This window comes from Isoptericola sp. F-RaC21 (assembly GCF_038593535.1).
GTDB lineage: Bacteria > Actinomycetota > Actinomycetes > Actinomycetales > Cellulomonadaceae > Isoptericola.
The window spans coordinates 248,986-265,698 of sequence record NZ_JBCFYX010000004.1 but is presented as its reverse complement, the minus strand read 5'-3'; the positions used below and the strand labels follow the sequence as shown (position 1 = coordinate 265,698).

12 protein-coding genes are annotated in these 16,713 nt (G+C 75.4%); 4 read left to right on the top strand and 8 right to left on the bottom strand.

What is annotated here, in order from left to right:
• The first annotated feature begins 71 nt into the window (after positions 1-71).
• Positions 72-1,727: a LuxR C-terminal-related transcriptional regulator gene (locus AAG589_RS16035; protein ID WP_430568273.1), complete on the top strand. Its 1,656-nt coding sequence runs from the start codon at positions 72-74 to the stop codon at positions 1,725-1,727.
• 53 nt (positions 1,728-1,780) lie between these two features.
• Complete coding sequence (locus AAG589_RS16030) at positions 1,781-2,590, top strand: PucR family transcriptional regulator (protein WP_430568272.1); 810 nt, start codon at positions 1,781-1,783, stop codon at positions 2,588-2,590.
• Here the strand turns inward: AAG589_RS16030 and AAG589_RS16025 are convergent.
• On the bottom strand, positions 2,553-3,545 hold the full coding sequence (locus tag AAG589_RS16025) for an alpha/beta hydrolase (protein ID WP_430568271.1): 993 nt from the start codon (positions 3,543-3,545) through the stop codon (positions 2,553-2,555). The genes AAG589_RS16030 and AAG589_RS16025 overlap by 38 nt on opposite strands.
• Positions 3,538-4,554, bottom strand: coding sequence for an LppM family (lipo)protein (locus AAG589_RS16020; RefSeq protein ID WP_430568270.1), 1,017 nt, complete (start codon positions 4,552-4,554; stop codon positions 3,538-3,540). Before AAG589_RS16020 ends, AAG589_RS16025 begins: the two co-directional genes overlap by 8 nt.
• A 147-nt stretch (positions 4,555-4,701) precedes the next feature.
• Between AAG589_RS16020 and clpB the strand changes: the two genes are divergently transcribed.
• On the top strand, positions 4,702-7,311 hold the full coding sequence (clpB, locus tag AAG589_RS16015; RefSeq protein WP_430568269.1) for an ATP-dependent chaperone ClpB: 2,610 nt from the start codon (positions 4,702-4,704) through the stop codon (positions 7,309-7,311).
• 199 nt (positions 7,312-7,510) lie between these two features.
• Here clpB and AAG589_RS16010 read toward each other — a convergent pair whose 3' ends face one another.
• On the bottom strand, positions 7,511-10,063 hold the full coding sequence (locus AAG589_RS16010; protein WP_430568268.1) for a pectinesterase family protein: 2,553 nt from the start codon (positions 10,061-10,063) through the stop codon (positions 7,511-7,513).
• A gap of 170 nt (positions 10,064-10,233) precedes the next feature.
• On the opposite strand from AAG589_RS16010, the gene AAG589_RS16005 reads away from it, so the two are divergent.
• A complete protein-coding gene (locus tag AAG589_RS16005; protein WP_430568267.1) occupies positions 10,234-12,294 on the top strand; it encodes a sigma-70 family RNA polymerase sigma factor in 2,061 nt (686 codons plus the stop codon).
• A gap of 140 nt (positions 12,295-12,434) precedes the next feature.
• On the opposite strand, the gene AAG589_RS16000 is transcribed toward AAG589_RS16005, so the two are convergent.
• The 5 genes from AAG589_RS16000 to AAG589_RS15980 form a co-directional block, all read right to left on the bottom strand.
• Positions 12,435-13,280 (bottom strand): C40 family peptidase, encoded by an 846-nt coding sequence (locus tag AAG589_RS16000; protein WP_430568266.1) that lies wholly within the window; start codon positions 13,278-13,280, stop codon positions 12,435-12,437.
• Between the two features lie 439 nt (positions 13,281-13,719).
• Positions 13,720-14,403: a septum formation family protein gene (locus tag AAG589_RS15995; RefSeq protein ID WP_430568265.1), complete on the bottom strand. Its 684-nt coding sequence runs from the start codon at positions 14,401-14,403 to the stop codon at positions 13,720-13,722.
• Between the two features lie 16 nt (positions 14,404-14,419).
• Positions 14,420-15,316 carry an exodeoxyribonuclease III gene (locus AAG589_RS15990; RefSeq protein WP_430568264.1) on the bottom strand — a complete coding sequence of 299 codons (897 nt, stop codon included), beginning with the start codon at positions 15,314-15,316 and terminating at the stop codon, positions 14,420-14,422.
• Positions 15,317-15,361: 45 nt separating this feature from the next.
• The gene (locus AAG589_RS15985; RefSeq protein ID WP_430568263.1) at positions 15,362-16,147 is read right to left on the bottom strand and encodes a MerR family transcriptional regulator; all 786 of its coding nucleotides are present in this window, start codon (positions 16,145-16,147) and stop codon (positions 15,362-15,364) included.
• 22 nt (positions 16,148-16,169) lie between these two features.
• The gene (locus tag AAG589_RS15980; RefSeq protein WP_430568262.1) at positions 16,170-16,679 is read right to left on the bottom strand and encodes a VOC family protein; all 510 of its coding nucleotides are present in this window, start codon (positions 16,677-16,679) and stop codon (positions 16,170-16,172) included.
• Between the last annotated feature and the right edge of the window lie 34 nt (positions 16,680-16,713).

The following is a 16,713-nucleotide window of genomic DNA, read 5'->3' as shown; positions in this document are numbered from 1 at the left end:
GCTGTGCCGGCGACCAGCCGGCCGTCGCGCTCCGGGCGGGCCGGCGGGCCCCGGTCCGTAGCATCCCCAGGATGAGGCCGAGGGCGACCGCGACCGCGGTGTCCGCGCAGGGGCGGACGACGTCGGCGACGATGCACCGTCTGGCGGACGGCGCCGTCGCGCTCGTCCTGGCCGACCGGCCGCCGTCCGACGAGACGTTCCTGGTCGCGGTGGTGCCGGAGCACGACCCGCCCGCCCGCCGTCGGGCGCGCGCCTGCGCCGAGCTGGCGCGCGGCGTGACCGCGCTGGGCGCCGGAGCCGTGACGGACGCCCTCGCCTCGCTGACCCTCGCCCGGTCGCTGCTGGGCGCGGACGCGCCGCGTCTCGCCCTGGGGGCGTCCGTCGCGGCGGCTGACGCCGCGTGGGCGGCGGGCGACCGGTCGGCCTGCGTCGACGCGCTGGCTGCGGCGGAGGGCCTCGTGGCCGCCGCGGCGCACGACGCGGGAGGGCTTGGCCACCTCGGCGGCCTGGGCGCCGAGGCCGACTACGTGGCCGGGATGCGCGCGCTGCTCCGGGAGCGGCCCGGCGACGCCGTCCCCCGGCTGCGGCGCGTGCTGCGGCGTCGTCGGTCCCTGACGGACGCGCCGGCCCTGCTGCAGGCCACGGTGGCCGCGCTCCTCCTCGGCGACGTCGAGGCGGGGGCGGGCCTGGGTGCCCGGGCGCTGGCGGCCGCCCGCCTCCGGGGCGACGACGGCGCGGTGGCCCAGGCGCTGGAGCACGTCGCGTACGCCGAGCTGCGCGCCGGGCGCCATGCCCGGGCGCGGAGCCACGCCGTCGAGGGGTTCGCCGCAGCGGTGCGGACGGGGCGGCGGAACGTCGCGGCCCATCACCGGGCGATCCTGGCGCTGGCCGCCGCCGACGCCGGCGACGCGGAGGAGGCGGCCGAGCACGTCGCGGCCGCCCTCGCGACGGCGCGCGAGCACGGGCTGGCGCAGACGGCGACCCTGGCCCAGCTGGCCGCGGGCCGCCTGGAGCTCGCGCAGGGGCGGCCTGCCGACGCCGCGGCGCGCCTCGCCGACCTCGTGCGCCCGGCGGACGGGACGCCCGCGACGGGGCACTTCGCCGTCCGGCACCTCGTCATGCCGAGCTTCGTGGAGGCCGCCGTCGCGGCCGGCCGGCACGACGACGCCCGGGCGGTGACGGCCGAGTACGCGGGCTGGGCGGCGTTCGGCGCGGACCCGGTGGCGCCGGCGCTCCTGGCGCGCTGCCGCGCCCTGCTCGGGACCGGCCCGGAGGCCGAGGACGACTTCCGGCGTGCGCTGGAGCTGCACGCGGCGGTCGGCGACGAGCTCGAGCGCGCCCGGACGCGGCTCCTCTTCGGCGAGTGGCTCCGCCGGCGGCGGCGCCCGTCCGAGGCCCGCGACCAGCTGCGCGACGCCCTGCGCGAGCTCGAACGGTGCGGCGGCGCGGCGTGGGCGGAGCGGGCCGCGGCGGAGCTGCGGGCGGCCGGCACCGCAGGCCCGGGGCGGGGCGCCGGGCACCAGGGAGCGCTGGCCCGGCTGACGCCGCACCAGCGGCGCATCGCGGACCTGGTGGCGGACGGCGGCACGAACCGGGAGATCGCGCACCGCCTGTCGGTCAGCGCGCGTACCGTCGAGCACCACCTGCGGCACATCTTCGTGGCCCTCGGCGTCAGGTCGCGGGTCGAGCTGACGCGCCTGGTGCTCGCCAGCCTGGAAACCGACTAGGCGGTATGCGATCCTGGCTCGGAGGTCGATGGCGACCTGCCGAGGAGGACGTGATGCCCGAGACCCTGTCGAGCCCTCCCGTCGCCCGTGCCGTGCTCGCCGGAGGGCTGCTCGCCGGGGCACTGCTCGACGGGACCCTGCGGACCGGCGACCTGCCCGAGGCGGCCCGCGTCCTCGGCCTGCCGGAGCGCGGTCGCTACGCCGTGGTGGTGGTCAGCGGGGGCACCGCCTCCGACCGGATCGCCTGGCACGGCACCGTCGTGCCCGCCGGCCTGACGTGCCGCTGGCGCCTCGGGGCGGGAGCCGACCACGGCATCGTCCTGCTGGATCGCGGCGACGCGACCCTCGACCGGCTCGCGCAGGGCGTCGAGCTCCGGCGTGCGGCGCCCTCCGTCCTCGGCCCCGTGCGGGTCGGGGTGGGCCTGCCGGTGACAGGGCTCGGCGCGCTCGACGTCGCGCGGCGGCACGCCGACGTCGCGCTCGCCGCGTGCCCGGACGGGCCCGTGGCGCGGCTGCACGACCACCTGCCCGCCGCCCTGGTCCAGGCGGGTCCGGACCTCGCGTCGGCGCTCGCCGTCCGCGTCCTCGGGCCGCTGCTCCGGCTGCCCGCCCCCGAGCGCGGCGTCCTCCTCGACACCCTGGCCGTGTGGCTGGACGGGGACGGGGTGACCGGCCAGGCGGCCCGCCGGCTCGGGTGCCACCGCAACACGGTGCGCAACCGCCTGCAGCGCTGCGAGCGCCTGACCGGCCGGTGCCTGGCGAGGCCCGCCGACGTCGTGGAGGTGGGGCTCGCGCTGAGCGCCCTGCGCCTGGCGGGGCAGGGCGCTAGGGGAGAGCCTCGATCCAGTCGAGCACCGTGGTGAGGTAGGCGTCGCGGGCGGGCGCGGGGGAGAGCGCGAGGTCGTGCGCGCCGCCGACGACGGTCCGCACGGTGACGTCGCTGCCCAGGCGCGGGGCGCGCCGGCGGATGTGCACGACGTCGAGCACGGAGTCGGTGGTGACCAGCTCGTCGTGCCACGAGCGCGCGGGGCCGGAGCGGTCGGACGCCAGCACGAGGACGGGGATCGTCAGGTCCAGTCCGCGGGCCACCCGGTGGTGCGCGCGCCGCACGGACCGCAGCCAGCCCGCGCGCACCGGGAAGCCGGCGTGCGGCTTCCAGGCGAGGTCGAAGTCCCACTCGCCGCCGGTCTCGCGGTGCAGTGCCGCGCCGTAGTGCTCGCCGAGCGACCCCACGACGAGCCGGGGCGCGAACCGCCCGACCGCGTCGATCGCCCAGGTCGCCGGCCCGCGCAGCAGCCAGCCCTCGTTCAGCTCCAGCCAGGGGCTGTTGAGGACCAGCGCGTCGGCCCGGCCGGGGCGGGCGTTCGCCCACAGGGGCGCGACGAGCCCGCCCGTCGAGTGCCCGAGCACCACCAGCCGCTCGTGGCCCGCCGCGCGCACGACGGCGGCCGCGGCGTCGAGGTCCTGGGCGTACAGGGCGAGGTCGTCCACGAGGTTGGGGTCCCGGCCCGCGGCGGTGTGCGCCGCCAGGGCGCGGCCGTGGCCGCGCAGGTCGACGGCGTAGAACGCGTGCCCGCGCGCCGCGACCGCCCGCGCGACGTGCGGGTGGAAGAAGTAGTCGACGAAGCCGTGCACGTACAGGACGGCGGTCGGCGCCGGTGCGTCCTCGGCGTCGCCCGGCGTGGACGGCACGTGCCGCACCAGCACGGCCTCGGCGTCGCCGGGCAGCGCCAGCGTGCGCGCCTGGAACTCCGGGCCGAGGACGTCCTCGCGCCACGCCCCGGCGTCGGGGCGCGGCGCGGCCTGCGGGTCAGGCACCCTGCGTCGGACCGGACGGGCGGTCCTCGTCGCCGGGCTCGGTGTCGGGCTCGGTGTCGGGCTCGGCGCGGGGCTCCAGCGGCTCCGCGACGGGGCCCGTCGTCGGCCCGGCCGGGGGCGCGGCGTCCGGGGCGGGCTCCGGCTCGAGCGGCTCGGCGACGGGGCCGGTCGTCGGCTGCCCGGCGGGCGGGGCGGGCGGCGCCCCGAAGACCTGCTCCTCCGCCGTCGGGCCGGCGGAGGGGACGGCCCCGGGGGCGGCCTGCGCGGCGAGGGCGGCGTCGCCCGTCGCGGTGCCGGAGACGGCGGGCGTGCGGCGGTTGTTCCGCACGACGAACCACACGACGAGGCCGATGACGACCAGCCCGACGACGAGCCCGACGATCCACCACGGGAAGCTGCTGCCGGCCTCGGCGGCGGCGCGGGCCTCGAACGTGGCGGCCTCGCCCATCGTCGGGGTCCAGGTGACCGTGTTCCCGTCGACCGTGCCGTTGGCCTCGGACACCGGCCCGGGGAACGTGAGGGAGATCCGTACCTCGAGGGCGTCCTGCACGCCCTTGGGAAGATCGCCGAGCTGGCTCAGGTCCTGCGACAGGTCGGTCTGGCCGGTGACGACGTACTCGTCGCCCTCGCGGGTGATGTTCACCCCGGCGTCGTCGGGGGTACCGGCTCCGCCCAGCTGGAGCTGGTCGATCGGGACGTCGGTGTAGGTGATCTCGCCACCGGTGTACTCGTCGTCGGAGTACGGCTCCAGCGTGGCGCCCTCCGGGAGGCTCCCCTCGAGTTCGCTGCTTGCCTGGCTCCAGAGCTCTCCGGGCTCCATGCCCATGGTCTCGGCAAGCTGGTTCGAGAACGCCATGATCATGGACCCCGACGCGGTGTCGTTCTCGGAGAGCGTCATGTCGACGTCGACCTTCATGCACCCGGCGAGGGCGAGGAGGCCGACGGCGGCCAGGGCCGCCGCGATCGCGGTGCGGAGGCGGCGCACGGGGCCGCGGGCTGGAGTGGTCACCGGCCCAGCATCCCGCAGCAGCAGTGTGCCGGCCACCTCGGCGCACCGGTGGCTTGCGATCAAAGTTGAGCGGAATAGACTCAACTTTGGCGACGTTCCCCCGACAGACGTTTTCCCCGTGTCATCGCACGTCATCCCGGAGGTCCCATGGACATCAAGCTCACGACCATGTCGCAGCAGGCGCTCGGCGACGCCGTCCAGTCGGCGTCGGCCGCGGGCAACCCCCAGCTCGAGCCGGTGCACCTGCTCCAGTCCCTGCTCCAGCAGACGGGCGGGGTCGCCGTCGGCCTGCTCGACGCCGTCGGCGCCAACGCCCAGCAGATCGGCCAGCGCGCCCGCGCGGCCCTCGTCGCCCTGCCGCAGGCGAGCGGCTCCGCCGTCGCCCAGCCCGCGCCGTCGCGCCCCATGAGCGCGGTGCTGGAGAACGCCGGCAAGGAGGCCGAGGCGCTCGGCGACGAGTACGTCTCGACCGAGCACCTGCTCATCGCGCTCGCCGCGGGGCAGTCCGCCGCCGCGCAGGCGCTGACCGAGGCGGGCGCCACGGCCGACGCGCTGCGCGCCGCGCTGCCCGCCGTCCGCGGCTCGTCCCGCGTCACCAGCCCCAACCCGGAGGGCACCTACAAGGCGCTGGAGCAGTACGGCAGCGACCTCACGCAGCGCGCCCGCGACGGCAAGCTCGACCCCGTCATCGGCCGTGACTCCGAGATCCGCCGCGTCGTGCAGGTGCTGAGCCGCCGCACCAAGAACAACCCCGTGCTCATCGGCGAGCCCGGCGTCGGCAAGACCGCCGTCGTCGAGGGCCTGGCGCAGCGCATCGTGGCGGGCGACGTCCCGACGTCCCTGCAGGGCAAGCGCCTCGTCGCGCTGGACCTGGCCGGCATGGTCGCGGGCGCCAAGTACCGCGGCGAGTTCGAGGAGCGGCTCAAGGCCGTGCTCGAGGAGATCACCGCGTCGGACGGCGAGGTCATCACCTTCATCGACGAGCTGCACACGGTCGTCGGCGCGGGCGCCGGCGGCGAGGGCGCCATGGACGCGGGCAACATGCTCAAGCCGATGCTCGCCCGCGGCGAGCTGCGCCTGGTCGGCGCCACGACGCTCGACGAGTACCGCGAGCACATCGAGAAGGACCCCGCCCTCGAGCGCCGCTTCCAGCAGGTGTTCGTCGGCGAGCCGTCGGTGGAGGACACGGTCGCCATCCTGCGCGGGCTCAAGGAGCGGTACGAGGCGCACCACAAGGTGACGATCGCCGACTCCGCGCTGGTCGCCGCGGCGGCCCTGTCCGACCGGTACATCACCGGCCGCCAGCTGCCGGACAAGGCGATCGACCTCGTCGACGAGGCGGCGTCGCGCCTGCGCATGGAGATGGACTCCTCGCCCGTCGAGATCGACGAGCTGCAGCGCACCGTCACGCGCCTCGAGATGGAGGAGGTCGTGCTCAAGGAGTCGGACGACGCGGCGTCGGCCGAGCGCCTGGACCGCCTGCGCGCCGACCTCGCCGACACGCGCGAGAAGCTCGCCGCGCTCACGGCGCGGTGGGAGTCGGAGAAGGCCGGCCACAACCGCGTCGGCGATCTGCGCGCCCGGATCGACGAGCTGCGCACCGAGTCCGACCGGCTGCAGCGCGAGGGCGACCTCGAGTCCGCGGCGCGCATCCTGTACGGGGAGATCCCGCAGGTCGAGCGCGAGCTCGCGGAGGCGGAGCGCGCCGAGGCGTCGCAGGACGAGAACCAGCCCGCCGAGGCGCCGATGATCGCCGACAAGGTGGGGTCCGACGAGATCGCCGAGGTGGTCTCCGCCTGGACCGGCATCCCGGCCGGGCGGCTGCTGCAGGGCGAGTCGGAGAAGCTCCTGCACATGGAGGACGTCATCGGCGAGCGGCTGATCGGCCAGACGGCGGCGGTGCGCGCGGTGTCCGACGCCGTGCGGCGCTCGCGGGCCGGCGTGGCCGACCCCGACCGCCCGACCGGGTCGTTCCTGTTCCTCGGGCCGACCGGCGTCGGCAAGACCGAGCTGGCCAAGTCGCTCGCGGACTTCCTGTTCGACGACGAGCGCGCCATGGTGCGCATCGACATGTCCGAGTACGCGGAGAAGCACTCCGTGGCGCGCCTGGTCGGTGCGCCTCCGGGGTACGTCGGCTACGAGGAGGGCGGCCAGCTCACCGAGGCCGTGCGGCGTCGGCCGTACTCCGTCGTCCTGCTGGACGAGGTGGAGAAGGCGCACCCCGAGGTCTTCGACATCCTGCTGCAGGTGCTCGACGACGGCCGCCTCACCGACGGCCAGGGCCGCACGGTGGACTTCCGCAACGTCATCCTCGTGCTGACCTCGAACCTGGGCTCGCAGTTCCTCGTGGACCCGGCCCTGGACGACGACGCGCGCCGCGAGGCGGTCATGGCCGCCGTGCGGGCGTCGTTCAAGCCGGAGTTCCTCAACCGGCTCGACGACGTGGTGATCTTCGACGCGCTGACCGTCGAGGAGCTCGGCGAGATCGTCGACCTGCAGGTCGCGGCGTTCGCGCAGCGGCTGGCCGACCGGCGCATCACGGTGGACGTCACGCCCGCCGCGCGCGAGTGGCTGGCGCTGGAGGGCTTCGACCCCGCGTACGGCGCCCGCCCGCTGCGCCGCCTGGTGCAGCGCGAGATCGGCGACCGGCTCGCCAAGGAGCTGCTGTCCGGGGCGGTGACCGACGGCGACACCGTCGTCGTCGACCTCGACACCTCCGACGCCGCCGCCTCCGGCCTGGTCGTGACGAAGTCCTGATGCTGAGGTAGTCCCCACCCTGCCGAGGTAGTTCGAAGAGCCTCGAGGTAGTCCGGATCTTGCCGAGGTAGTTCGTGACTTCGTGTCACGAACTACCTCGGCAAGATCCGGACTACCTCGCGAGGATGCGAACTACCTCGCGAGGATGTGAACTACCTCGCCGGGATTCGAACTACCTCGGCAGTGGGCTTCGACAGGCTCAACCAGCGGTGATGGAGGCCTGCGGGCCGGCGCCGCCCTTGACGATCGCCGGCACGTCGGCCGCCGGGTCGAGGGTGTAGTCGTAGTCGGCCTTCGGGTCGAAGGTCGTGCCACCGGTGTTCTGGCCGCCGGGGGAGTCCACGACGATGCTGCCGCGCTCGGTGAGCGCCGCGTCGTCCTGCCGGTCGAACGGGCGGGGCACGCCGTCGTAGTACGAGTTCTCGATGACGACCTTGGACCCGCCGCGCGCCAGGTTGCCGTACGACCCGAGGTTCTCCATCAGGTTGTTGTACAGGTGGGCCTTGGCGACGTTGTCGATGGACGGGTTGCGCTGGTTGTTGTCGTGGATCCAGTTGTGGTGGATCGTGATCTCGGTGACGAGGTCCTCGGTCCAGCCGATGCCGAAGGCCTTGTTGTCCTCGGCGATCTCGTTCCACGACACGGTGACGTTCGTGGTGTTGTGGCGGTTGTCGATGAGACCGTCGTTCATCCGCACGAGCCGGTTGTGGTCGATCCAGACGTTCGTGGCACCGTCCATCTGGATGGCGTCGTAGTCGAACTCCTTGTCGTCCGGGTCGTCCTGCGGCATCCGTGTGTCGCGGATGGTGAGGTTGCGGATGATGACGTTCTCGGTGTCCTCGCCGAGGAAGAACCCGCCGCCGACGAGCTCACCCGAGTCGCCGGCGCCGATGATCGTCTTGTTCGACGTGACCTTGAGCTCCTTGCCCATCTCGTCGGCCTCGAGCGTGCCCTCGACGCGCACGACGTACGGCTCGGGCGCAGTGACGTACTTCTCCAGGTCGGCGTAGGTGCTGGCCGTGACGGTCTCGCCGTCCGCGCCCCCGGTGGTGCCCTGGGCGTAGCCGTCGGCGACGTCGGACCACTCGCCGTCCCCGGAGCCGGCGTCGGAGCCGCCGTCGTCGTTCCCGCCCGCGGTCACCGGGTTCCAGCCGTCCGAGCCGGCGAGGTAGTTCTCCGGCGTGTGCTCGGCGGCCTCGGCGTCCGACAGCTGCGGTCGGTTGTCGTTGACCGTCGCCCCGGCGCCGGTGTTCTTGTACTCGGCGTAGCGGGCGTTCGTCCAGCTGTTGTCGGACATGTTCGTCCACGGCTCGGCGGCCTTGACGGTCGCCGACAGGTCCGACTCGCGGTAGACGACGGACGCGTCGGGCCGCCACGGGCGCCCGAGCTGGGTGACGCCGTCGCCGGTCCCGGTGATCGTCGACCGGTAGAAGAGGAAGCCGTACTTCTGGTCCGCGGGCGTGCTGGCCGCGGTGATCGGGCCGCCGGTCTCGCGCTTCTCGTGGATGGTGCTCCGGTCGAAGACGGCGGTGCCGCCGCCGTAGATGAAGTCCACCGTGCCCTCGACGTACGAGTCGGTGACGTACGCGCGGGCGGGGTCGCCCACCATGAGCGTGTCCTGGTCGGCGAGGATCCGGGCGTCGTCGATCACGGCGCGGTCGGCGTCCAGGTACAGCGCGAGGGCCTGGTTGCCCTCGGGGGACTCGGCCTCGTCGTGGTCGTTCGTGATCGTGAGGTTGTCGGCGCGGAAGTCGGGCCCCTGCACCAGCACGGTGGCGCTGTCGCGGTGGCTGCCGCCCTCGCCGGCGCTCACGCCCTCGACGATCGTCACGTCGGACGGGCTGGCGCCCCCGCCGACGAGCGACACGTTCGGCTTGTCGACGACGACGCGCTCGCGGTAGGTGCCCGGCTTGATCGAGATGACCTGCTCGGCGCCGTTGTCGGCCGGGACGGCGTCGACCGCAGCCTGCACCGTGCGGTACTTCCCGGTGCCGTCGGCCGCGACCGTGCACGGGTCGCACTGCTCGTCGCCGTCGTTGCCGGTGTCGCCACCGCCGTCACCGCCGCCGTCGCCGCCCGAGGCCACGAGCTCGAGGTCCCAGCGGTGCGACGCGGCGTCGCTGCACGGCTTCTGCACGACGGCCGCCCCGCTGCCGCCGGCGGCCACGGTGGCGCACTGCCCGGAGGCGGCCGAGATCACCTGGTACCCGCCGCCCGTGGGCTCGAGCTTCCACTGCTGCTGCTTCTGCCTCGGCGTGCAGCCCCACTGCTGGAGGGCCGTCCCGGCCTCGCCCGTGGCGCCGGGCAGGTCCACGCACTGGTCGGAGTGGGCCGCGACGAGCCGGTAGGTGCCGTCGCCGTCGGCCGTGACGCGGAACTGCTGCCAGGCGGCGTCGTCGGTGCAGCCCCACTGCTGGAGCTTCGTGCCGTTCGCCTTCGAGGCGTCCGGCACGTCGACGCACTGGTGGCTGCCGGCGTTGCGGAGGCGGTAGGTGTCCGGCGCGACCCGGGCCGCGGCCGTCCGGGTGGAGGCGGCGGCCGGGGCGCTCGCGTCGGCCGCGGCGTCGCCGGCGCGGGTCTCGGACGGCGGCGCGCTGTCGGAGGGCGCGGCGGTCGTGGGGGTGTCGGCGGTCGGCGTCGGCGCGGGCGAGCCCAGCAGGCCGTCGGCGACGGCCGCCGTCCCCGCGCCGAGCGTCAGCGCGACGACCGCGGAGACGACGAGCGTGCGGCGCCGTCGTGGTGTGGCGGACATGAGCGGCATGGTCCTTCCGTCGTTCGGTCCGGCCCGGGGCCGGCGACCCGCGGCATCGCGGGCACATCGATGTAGACGGGGCGGGGGCGCGGGCGACAACACTTTCTCGACATCCGGCACGACCTGGCTATCCTGCTCCGCGGCCGGAACGACGACGGACGGAGCGGACGATGGGCACGGCCCGGGCGAGTGCGGCTCCGGACGTCGGGGCACTGGTGGACCGTGCCCGGTCCGGGGACCGGTCCGCGCTGGACGCGCTCGTCGCGGAGCACCTGCCGCTCGTGTACGGCGTGGTCGGCCGGGCGCTGGGCGCCACGGGTGCGCGCGACGACGTGGACGACGTCGTGCAGGAGACGATGATCCGCGCCGTGACGGCGCTGCCCTCCCTCGACGACGCCTCCCGGTTCCGCTCCTGGCTGGTCGCCGTCGCCTACCGCCAGGTGCAGGAGCATCAAAGGGGCGCGCGGCGCCGTCCCACGCCGGTCGACCCGACGGCCGACGGCTGGGCCGACGCGCCCGACCTCGGCGCCGACGTCGCGGCGACCGCGGCCGCCGGGGTGGACCTCGCCGCCCAGTGCCGGGCCCTCGCCACGGCCGCCCGGTGGCTCGACCCCGCGCACCGGGGCGTGCTGGGGCTGTGGTGGCAGGAGGCGTGCGGCGAGCTCGGGCGCGGCGACCTCGCGCGCGCCCTGGGCGTGGGGCGCAACCACGCCGCCGTGCGGGTGCAGCGCATGCGCGCCCAGCTGGAGGTGGCCCGCGGCGTGGTCGCCGCCCTCGACGCGACGCCGCGGTGCGCGGGGCTGCAGCAGGTCGCCGCCGGGTGGGACGGCGTCGCGAGCCCGCTGTGGCGCAAGCGGCTCGACCGGCACGTGCGCGGGTGCGCGGGCTGCTCGGCGCTCACGCAGCAGCTGGCACCCTCCGACCGGCTGGTGCCCGTCGTCGGCCCGCTCCCGGTGTCGGCGGCGCTCGCGGCGACGGGGTCGTGGCTCACGACCGGCGGGCCGTCGGCCGGCGGGCTCGCGCACGGCTGGCTGGACTGGTGGCACGCGCTGGAGCAGCAGCTGCGCGACGGCTGGGGCGGGATCGTGGCCAGGCCGGTGGCGGCAGCCACGGCGGCCGCCGTCGTCGTGGGCGGCGGAGGCGCGGCGGTGTGGGTCGCCGTGCCGCACGACCCTCCCGCGGCGACCGCCGGGGCGGCGCCGGCCGCCGAGGGCGACCCGGTGCCGACCGCGCCCGTGCCGGCCGAACCGCCCGTCGACGGCCCGGTCGACGGGGTCGTCACCGCCGACCTGTACGTGGCGCCCGACGGGTCCGACGAGAACGACGGCAGCTACGGCCGCCCGTTCGCGACCCTGGCGCGCGCCGTCGCCGTCGTGCGCCCCGGCCAGACGATCGCGCTGCGCGGCGGCACGTACCGGCCCACCGCCCCCGTGGAGATCACCACCGACGGCGCGCCGGGCGCGCGCATCACGCTCGGCGCCTACCGCGACGAGCGCCCGGTGCTGGACCTCTCGGCGGTCCCGGCCGACACGTGGCCGGTCGTGCAGCGCGCCGACCGCTGGACGGTGCAGGGCCTGGAGGTCACGGGGTCCCGCAGCCACGGGTGGGTCTGCGAGTCGTGCGCGGACGGCGAGTTCCGGGAGCTCAGCCTGCACGACAACACCCGCTCCGGGATGGAGTTGCGTGGCGCGGGCACCGTCGGCAACCGCGTCGTGGACAGCGCGTTCTGGGACAACCGGGACCCCGCGGGCGGCGGAGACGTGGGGATCGGCCTGGGCGTCACGGCCGGCTCGGGCGAGGGCAACGTGGTGGCGCGGAACGTGTTCCACGGGAACGCCGACGACGGCGTCGACCTGGCGGGGTTCACCAGCCCCGTGACGCTGCGCGACAACGAGTCGTACCGCAACGGCCTCCGGCGCGCCGGGGACGGCGCGTGGCACGGGAACGGCGGCGGCTTCACGCTCGGCGGGGGAGACGCCCCGCTGGCGGTGGCCCACGTCGTCGAGGGGAACGCGGCGTGGGGCAACGGGCACCACGGCTTCGCGGACGGCGGCAACCGCGGCGCGATCCGGCTGGTGGGGAACTCCGCGCGGGACAACGGTGCCGCCGGCTTCTTCCTGGAGGCGGCGGCCGCCGTGCTGCGCGCCAACACGACGTCGGGCAACGACGTCGCGGCGAAGCTGGGCGACGACGTCGTCGCGACGGGCAACTCGTGGCCGGACCCCGCGTGACGCCGAGGTAGTCCGAATCTTGCCGAGGTAGTTCACAACGCGCCGAGGTAGTTCGAAGGGCGGCCCGCACGTGGTGCGGACCGCCCTTCGAACTACCTCGGCGCGTTTCGAACTACCTCGGCGAGAACTGCCCCGGCCGGTCAGACAGCCTTGCTGCTGACGCGGATGAAGACCGGGTTCGACTGCCAGATGTGGCGCTTGACGACCCCGACGCGCGGGTTGCCGGCGTCGATCTGCTTGCCGTTGCCGATGTAGATGGCGACGTGGCCGGGCGACCAGATCAGGTCGCCGGGCTTGGCGTGGGACCGCGAGACGCGCTTGCCCACGTGCTTCTGGGCGGACGACGTGCGGGGCATCGTCTTGCCGATCGCCTTCTTGTACACGTACGAGGTGAAGCCGGAGCAGTCGAACGAGCTCGGGCCGGTGGCGCCGGAGACGTAGCGCGCGCCGACCTTGGTCTTGGCGACCGCGACGACGGGCGACCCCGTCTTCTTGGTCACGCCGGTGGTGCGCGACGACTTGTTCGCGAGCTTCGTCGACGCGGGGTCGACGACGATGCGGACGCGGTTCTTGCCGGCCTTGTACGTGGACCAGTACGGCTTGAAGGTCGCCTTGCCGCTGTGCAGCTTGCGGGTCGCGACGACCTTGCCGTTCATCACGAGCTTGGCCCGGCCGGAGATGGCCTTGCCGGCGTGCGTGGCCTTCATCGAGAACGCGGGGCGGTGCTTGCCCGAGCTCCGGGAGACGGTGTGCTTGGTCGCCTTGAAGTAGGTTTTGGGCTTGGGCTTCGACGTGGCGGCGTGGACGGCGACGGAGCTCACGCCCGCGGTCGTCGCGCCGGTCGCGGCGGAGGCGTGGGGGGCGGCGGCGATGAGGCCACCACCGGTGAGGGCGCCGGCGACGGCGAGGGCGATGATCGCCTTGCGCGGCCGGCGGGCGGCCTCGGCGGCGGTGCCGGGGCGCGCGGGATCGTGGGTCGTGGGCATGGACGTGACCTCCAGCCTGCGAGATGAGCTGTCGGGTGAGGCCGAGATCGTTGGCCCGCCACCAAGGTGGCTGAACCCCAAGGCCGGGAGCGTCCGGGCTGTGCCCGGGCGGCCGGCCGGAAGTGGGTCTCCCGCTGCTGCCGTGAGTTTCGTGGTCACCGTGACGCCGGCAGCACTCGGCTGCGTCCCGGTCGGCCGGCACCCTTTGCTAGGTGCGGTCGAGGGACGCTAACCCCGTCGACCCCCGGAGGTCACGCTCAGGTAACGACGACGGCGTGTCGGCCGGGAGGGCGTTGCAGGGCGTCCCTGCTGGACGAGTCGGGGCATCCCGGTCGGAACCGGGCACGCTCCCGTGATACCGAATGTGACGAAGGTCACTGTAGGAATCCACCCGTGGGTGGATCCGTCGCCGGGAGCCGGGCCACGGCGGCGCGACCGCTCAGCGCAGCAGGTCGGCCGTGCCGGGCGACCCGGAGACCGCGACGCACAGCCCCGTCCGGTCGCCGGCCGCCCAGCCGTCCTCGGACGGCGTGAGGACGACGTAGCTCAGGCCCTCGACGTCGCGGCCCGCGGCGCCGAGCAGCTCCGGGCCGCAGGAGGCGGAGGCCTTGCGCACCAACGCGTCGTGACCGGGCCACTCGGCGTCGGCGGCGGAGTCGGTGCGCCCCACCACCTGCGCGGCGTGCTCGTCCGCGCACGGGGCGACCGTGACCCGGCCGACGTCGCCCGCCGGCAGGTCGCGCAGGCACGACCCGAGCACGAGCTGCACCGCGTTCACCTCGCGCGCCCCCGTCACCGCGGCAGGCACCGGCGCGGCGGCGCGGTCGCGCGCCGTCGTCACCCCGATCGCGACGGCGCCCCCGACGACCGCGAGCGCCACCACCGCCACCGCCGCGCGGCCCGCGATGCGCCGTCGTGCCCGGACGGCACCGCGCGTCCCGCCGCTCGACGCCGCGCCGGAGCGCGCGCCGCCGGGCCCGGACGGGCCGTCGTCGGTGCCGGGGAGGCTCAGCTCGGCCAGGCCCTCCGCGGGCAGCGCGCCGGGCGGCGTCGGTGGGGCGAAGACCGGCTCCGCGGGATCGCGTGCGGCGTCCGGTGCCGGGTCCTGGGCGGGGTCGGTCACGACGTGCTCCTCGGCGTCAGGCCGGGTCGGCGAGGTCGAGGATCACCGGGACGTGGTCGCTGGCGCCCTTGCCCTTGCGCTCGTCGCGGTCGATGACGACGCCGGTCACCCGCTCGCGCACCGCGGGGGACGCGTAGGCGAAGTCGATGCGCAGGCCCTTGTTCCGGGGGAACGCGAGCTGCTGGTAGTCCCAGTACGTGTAGGTGTGCTCGGCCGGCAGGTGCTCGCGCGTCACCTCGGTGTACCCGGCCGCCGCGAACGCCGTGAAGGCCTCCCGCTCCGCCGGGGTCACGTGGGTGTGGCCCTCGAACGCTGCGGGGTCGTAGACGTCCGTGTCGAGCGGGATGACGTTCCAGTCGCCGACGAGCGCGACCTGGGTGCGGGGGTCGTCGGCGAGCCAGCCGGCCGCGGCGTCGCGCAGCGCGCCCAGCCACGCCAGCTTGTACGCGTAGTGCGGGTCGCCGATCGCCCTGCCGTGCGGCACGTACAACGACCAGACGCGCACGCCGCCGCACGTGGCGCCGAGCGCCCGCGCCTCGACCGGCGGGGGCACGTCGAGCAGGGTGGCCGGCCCCTCGTCGGGCGTCGCGTCCGGGGCCTCGGCGGGCGCGTCGGCCGGGGTGCCGTCCGTGGGCGCCGGGGCGACCGGCTTGACGAACCCGGGCTGGCCGGGGAACGACGTCTCGACGTCCGCGATCCCGACACGGGACGCGATCGCGACGCCGTTCCACGCCGAGTGGCCGGTGTGCGCCACCTGGTAGCCCGCGGCCTCGAAGGCCGCGTGCGGGAACTGCTCGTCGCGGCACTTGGTCTCCTGGATGGCGAGCACGTCGGTGCCCGACCGCTCCAGGAAGGCGATCACCCGGTCGACGCGGGCACGGACGGAGTTGACGTTCCAGGTCGCGAGGCGCACGGGCGCCAGGCTACCGGCGGCGCGCACGGTCACCCCGACACAGGGTCACTCCCACGTCGCGGTCTCCGGGTCGACGCCGTGGGCGCGGGCGTTCGCGTCGATCACGTCGCGCAGCCACGCCGTCAGGCCCGGGCGGCGCGCGTCGTGGTTCGCGGTGAACTCGGCGTCCGCGGCGTACATGCGCCCGATGACGACGTGCATGGCGTGCGTGACGTCGAAGTAGGCGCCGAGCGACGCCCGGTGCCGCTCGGCAAGCGCGTCGGCCTCCGCGGAGCCCGGCCGCACGCCGCGGCCGAGCGCGTCGGCGAGGGCGTCGAGGACGGCCTCGGCCTCCGCGGCCACGGCCTGCCACTCCTCGGGGGTGCGCTCGGCCGCCCGCTCGGCGAACTGGGCCCACTGGTCGGTGTCGCCCCAGCGCTCGCGCGCGCCGGCCGCCCACGACGGCTGCCAGTCGTCGCCGAAGAGGGCGACCTGCTCCTCGGGCGGCAGCAGGACGCCGCGCTCGCGCGCCTCGACCAGCCGGTCGAGGGCGTCGGCGGACCGCTCCAGGCGGCGCAGCCGCTCGCGCACGAGGTCGCGCTGGCGGCGCAGGGACGCGTCCGCGCCCTCGGGGGAGTCGAGGAGCGCTCCGATCTCGTCGAGCGGCACGCCGAGCTCGCGGTACAGCACCACGCGGTGCGCGCGGGCCAGGTCCGACGCCGTGTACACGCGGTAGCCGGCGGCCGTCCGCGCCGACGGGCGGACCAGGCCGACCGCGTCCCAGTGGTGCAGCGTCCGGACGGTCACGCCCGCGGCCCGCGCCGCGGCGCCGACGGTGAGGCCAGGCGTCATGGTGACCAGTCTGCCCGCGACGTCAGCCCTCGGCGCCGAAGCCCAGCTCGTCGCGCACGGTCTGCGCCTCCGCGCTGGCCGGGTCCCACGGCCGCGCGGCGGTCATGACGACGTGCGTCCGCTCGGGGGTCACGACCTCCAGGTCGAGGGTGCCCCACGGCTGCAGGCGCGGGCCGGTCGTCGAGCCGGGCGCGACGCGCTCGCACGCCGCCGCGATCTCGTCGATCTCGCCCTGCACGCACGAGAAGCTCACGCTCAGCGGGCCGGCCCCGGCGGCGGGCGGCGCGGGGACGAGCAGCACGTCCTGGAACGCCCACCGGCGCAGGTGCACCACGGTGCCGGGGGCGGCGAAGAACTCGAAGAAGCCGAGGCCGCGGACCCAGAAGTCGGTGGACGCCTCGAGATCGTCCGTCGGGACGTTGACGAACATCGGCATGCCGTAGATGCCGCGGAACTGTTCCGGCGGCTGCACGCCGGGGCCGGGCTGCGGGACGGGGCTGATGCTGAACGCGGGGAAGGTGGTGTCGGTCATGCGGCCAGCCTGGAGCCTGACGTCGCGTGAGGGT

Bases quoted from the DNA above. Each gene is read 5' to 3' on its own strand.
- AAG589_RS15980 (WP_430568262.1), bottom strand. From the start codon at position 16,679: ATGACCGACACCACCTTCCCCGCGTTCAGCATCAGCCCCGTCCCGCAG.
- AAG589_RS15985 (WP_430568263.1), bottom strand. From the start codon at position 16,147: ATGACGCCTGGCCTCACCGTCGGCGCCGCGGCGCGGGCCGCGGGCGTG.
- AAG589_RS16035 (WP_430568273.1), top strand. From the start codon at position 72: ATGAGGCCGAGGGCGACCGCGACCGCGGTGTCCGCGCAGGGGCGGACG.
- AAG589_RS16005 (WP_430568267.1), top strand. From the start codon at position 10,234: ATGGGCACGGCCCGGGCGAGTGCGGCTCCGGACGTCGGGGCACTGGTG.
- AAG589_RS16030 (WP_430568272.1), top strand. From the start codon at position 1,781: ATGCCCGAGACCCTGTCGAGCCCTCCCGTCGCCCGTGCCGTGCTCGCC.
- AAG589_RS16000 (WP_430568266.1), bottom strand. From the start codon at position 13,280: ATGCCCACGACCCACGATCCCGCGCGCCCCGGCACCGCCGCCGAGGCC.
- clpB (WP_430568269.1), top strand. From the start codon at position 4,702: ATGGACATCAAGCTCACGACCATGTCGCAGCAGGCGCTCGGCGACGCC.
- AAG589_RS16010 (WP_430568268.1), bottom strand. From the start codon at position 10,063: ATGTCCGCCACACCACGACGGCGCCGCACGCTCGTCGTCTCCGCGGTC.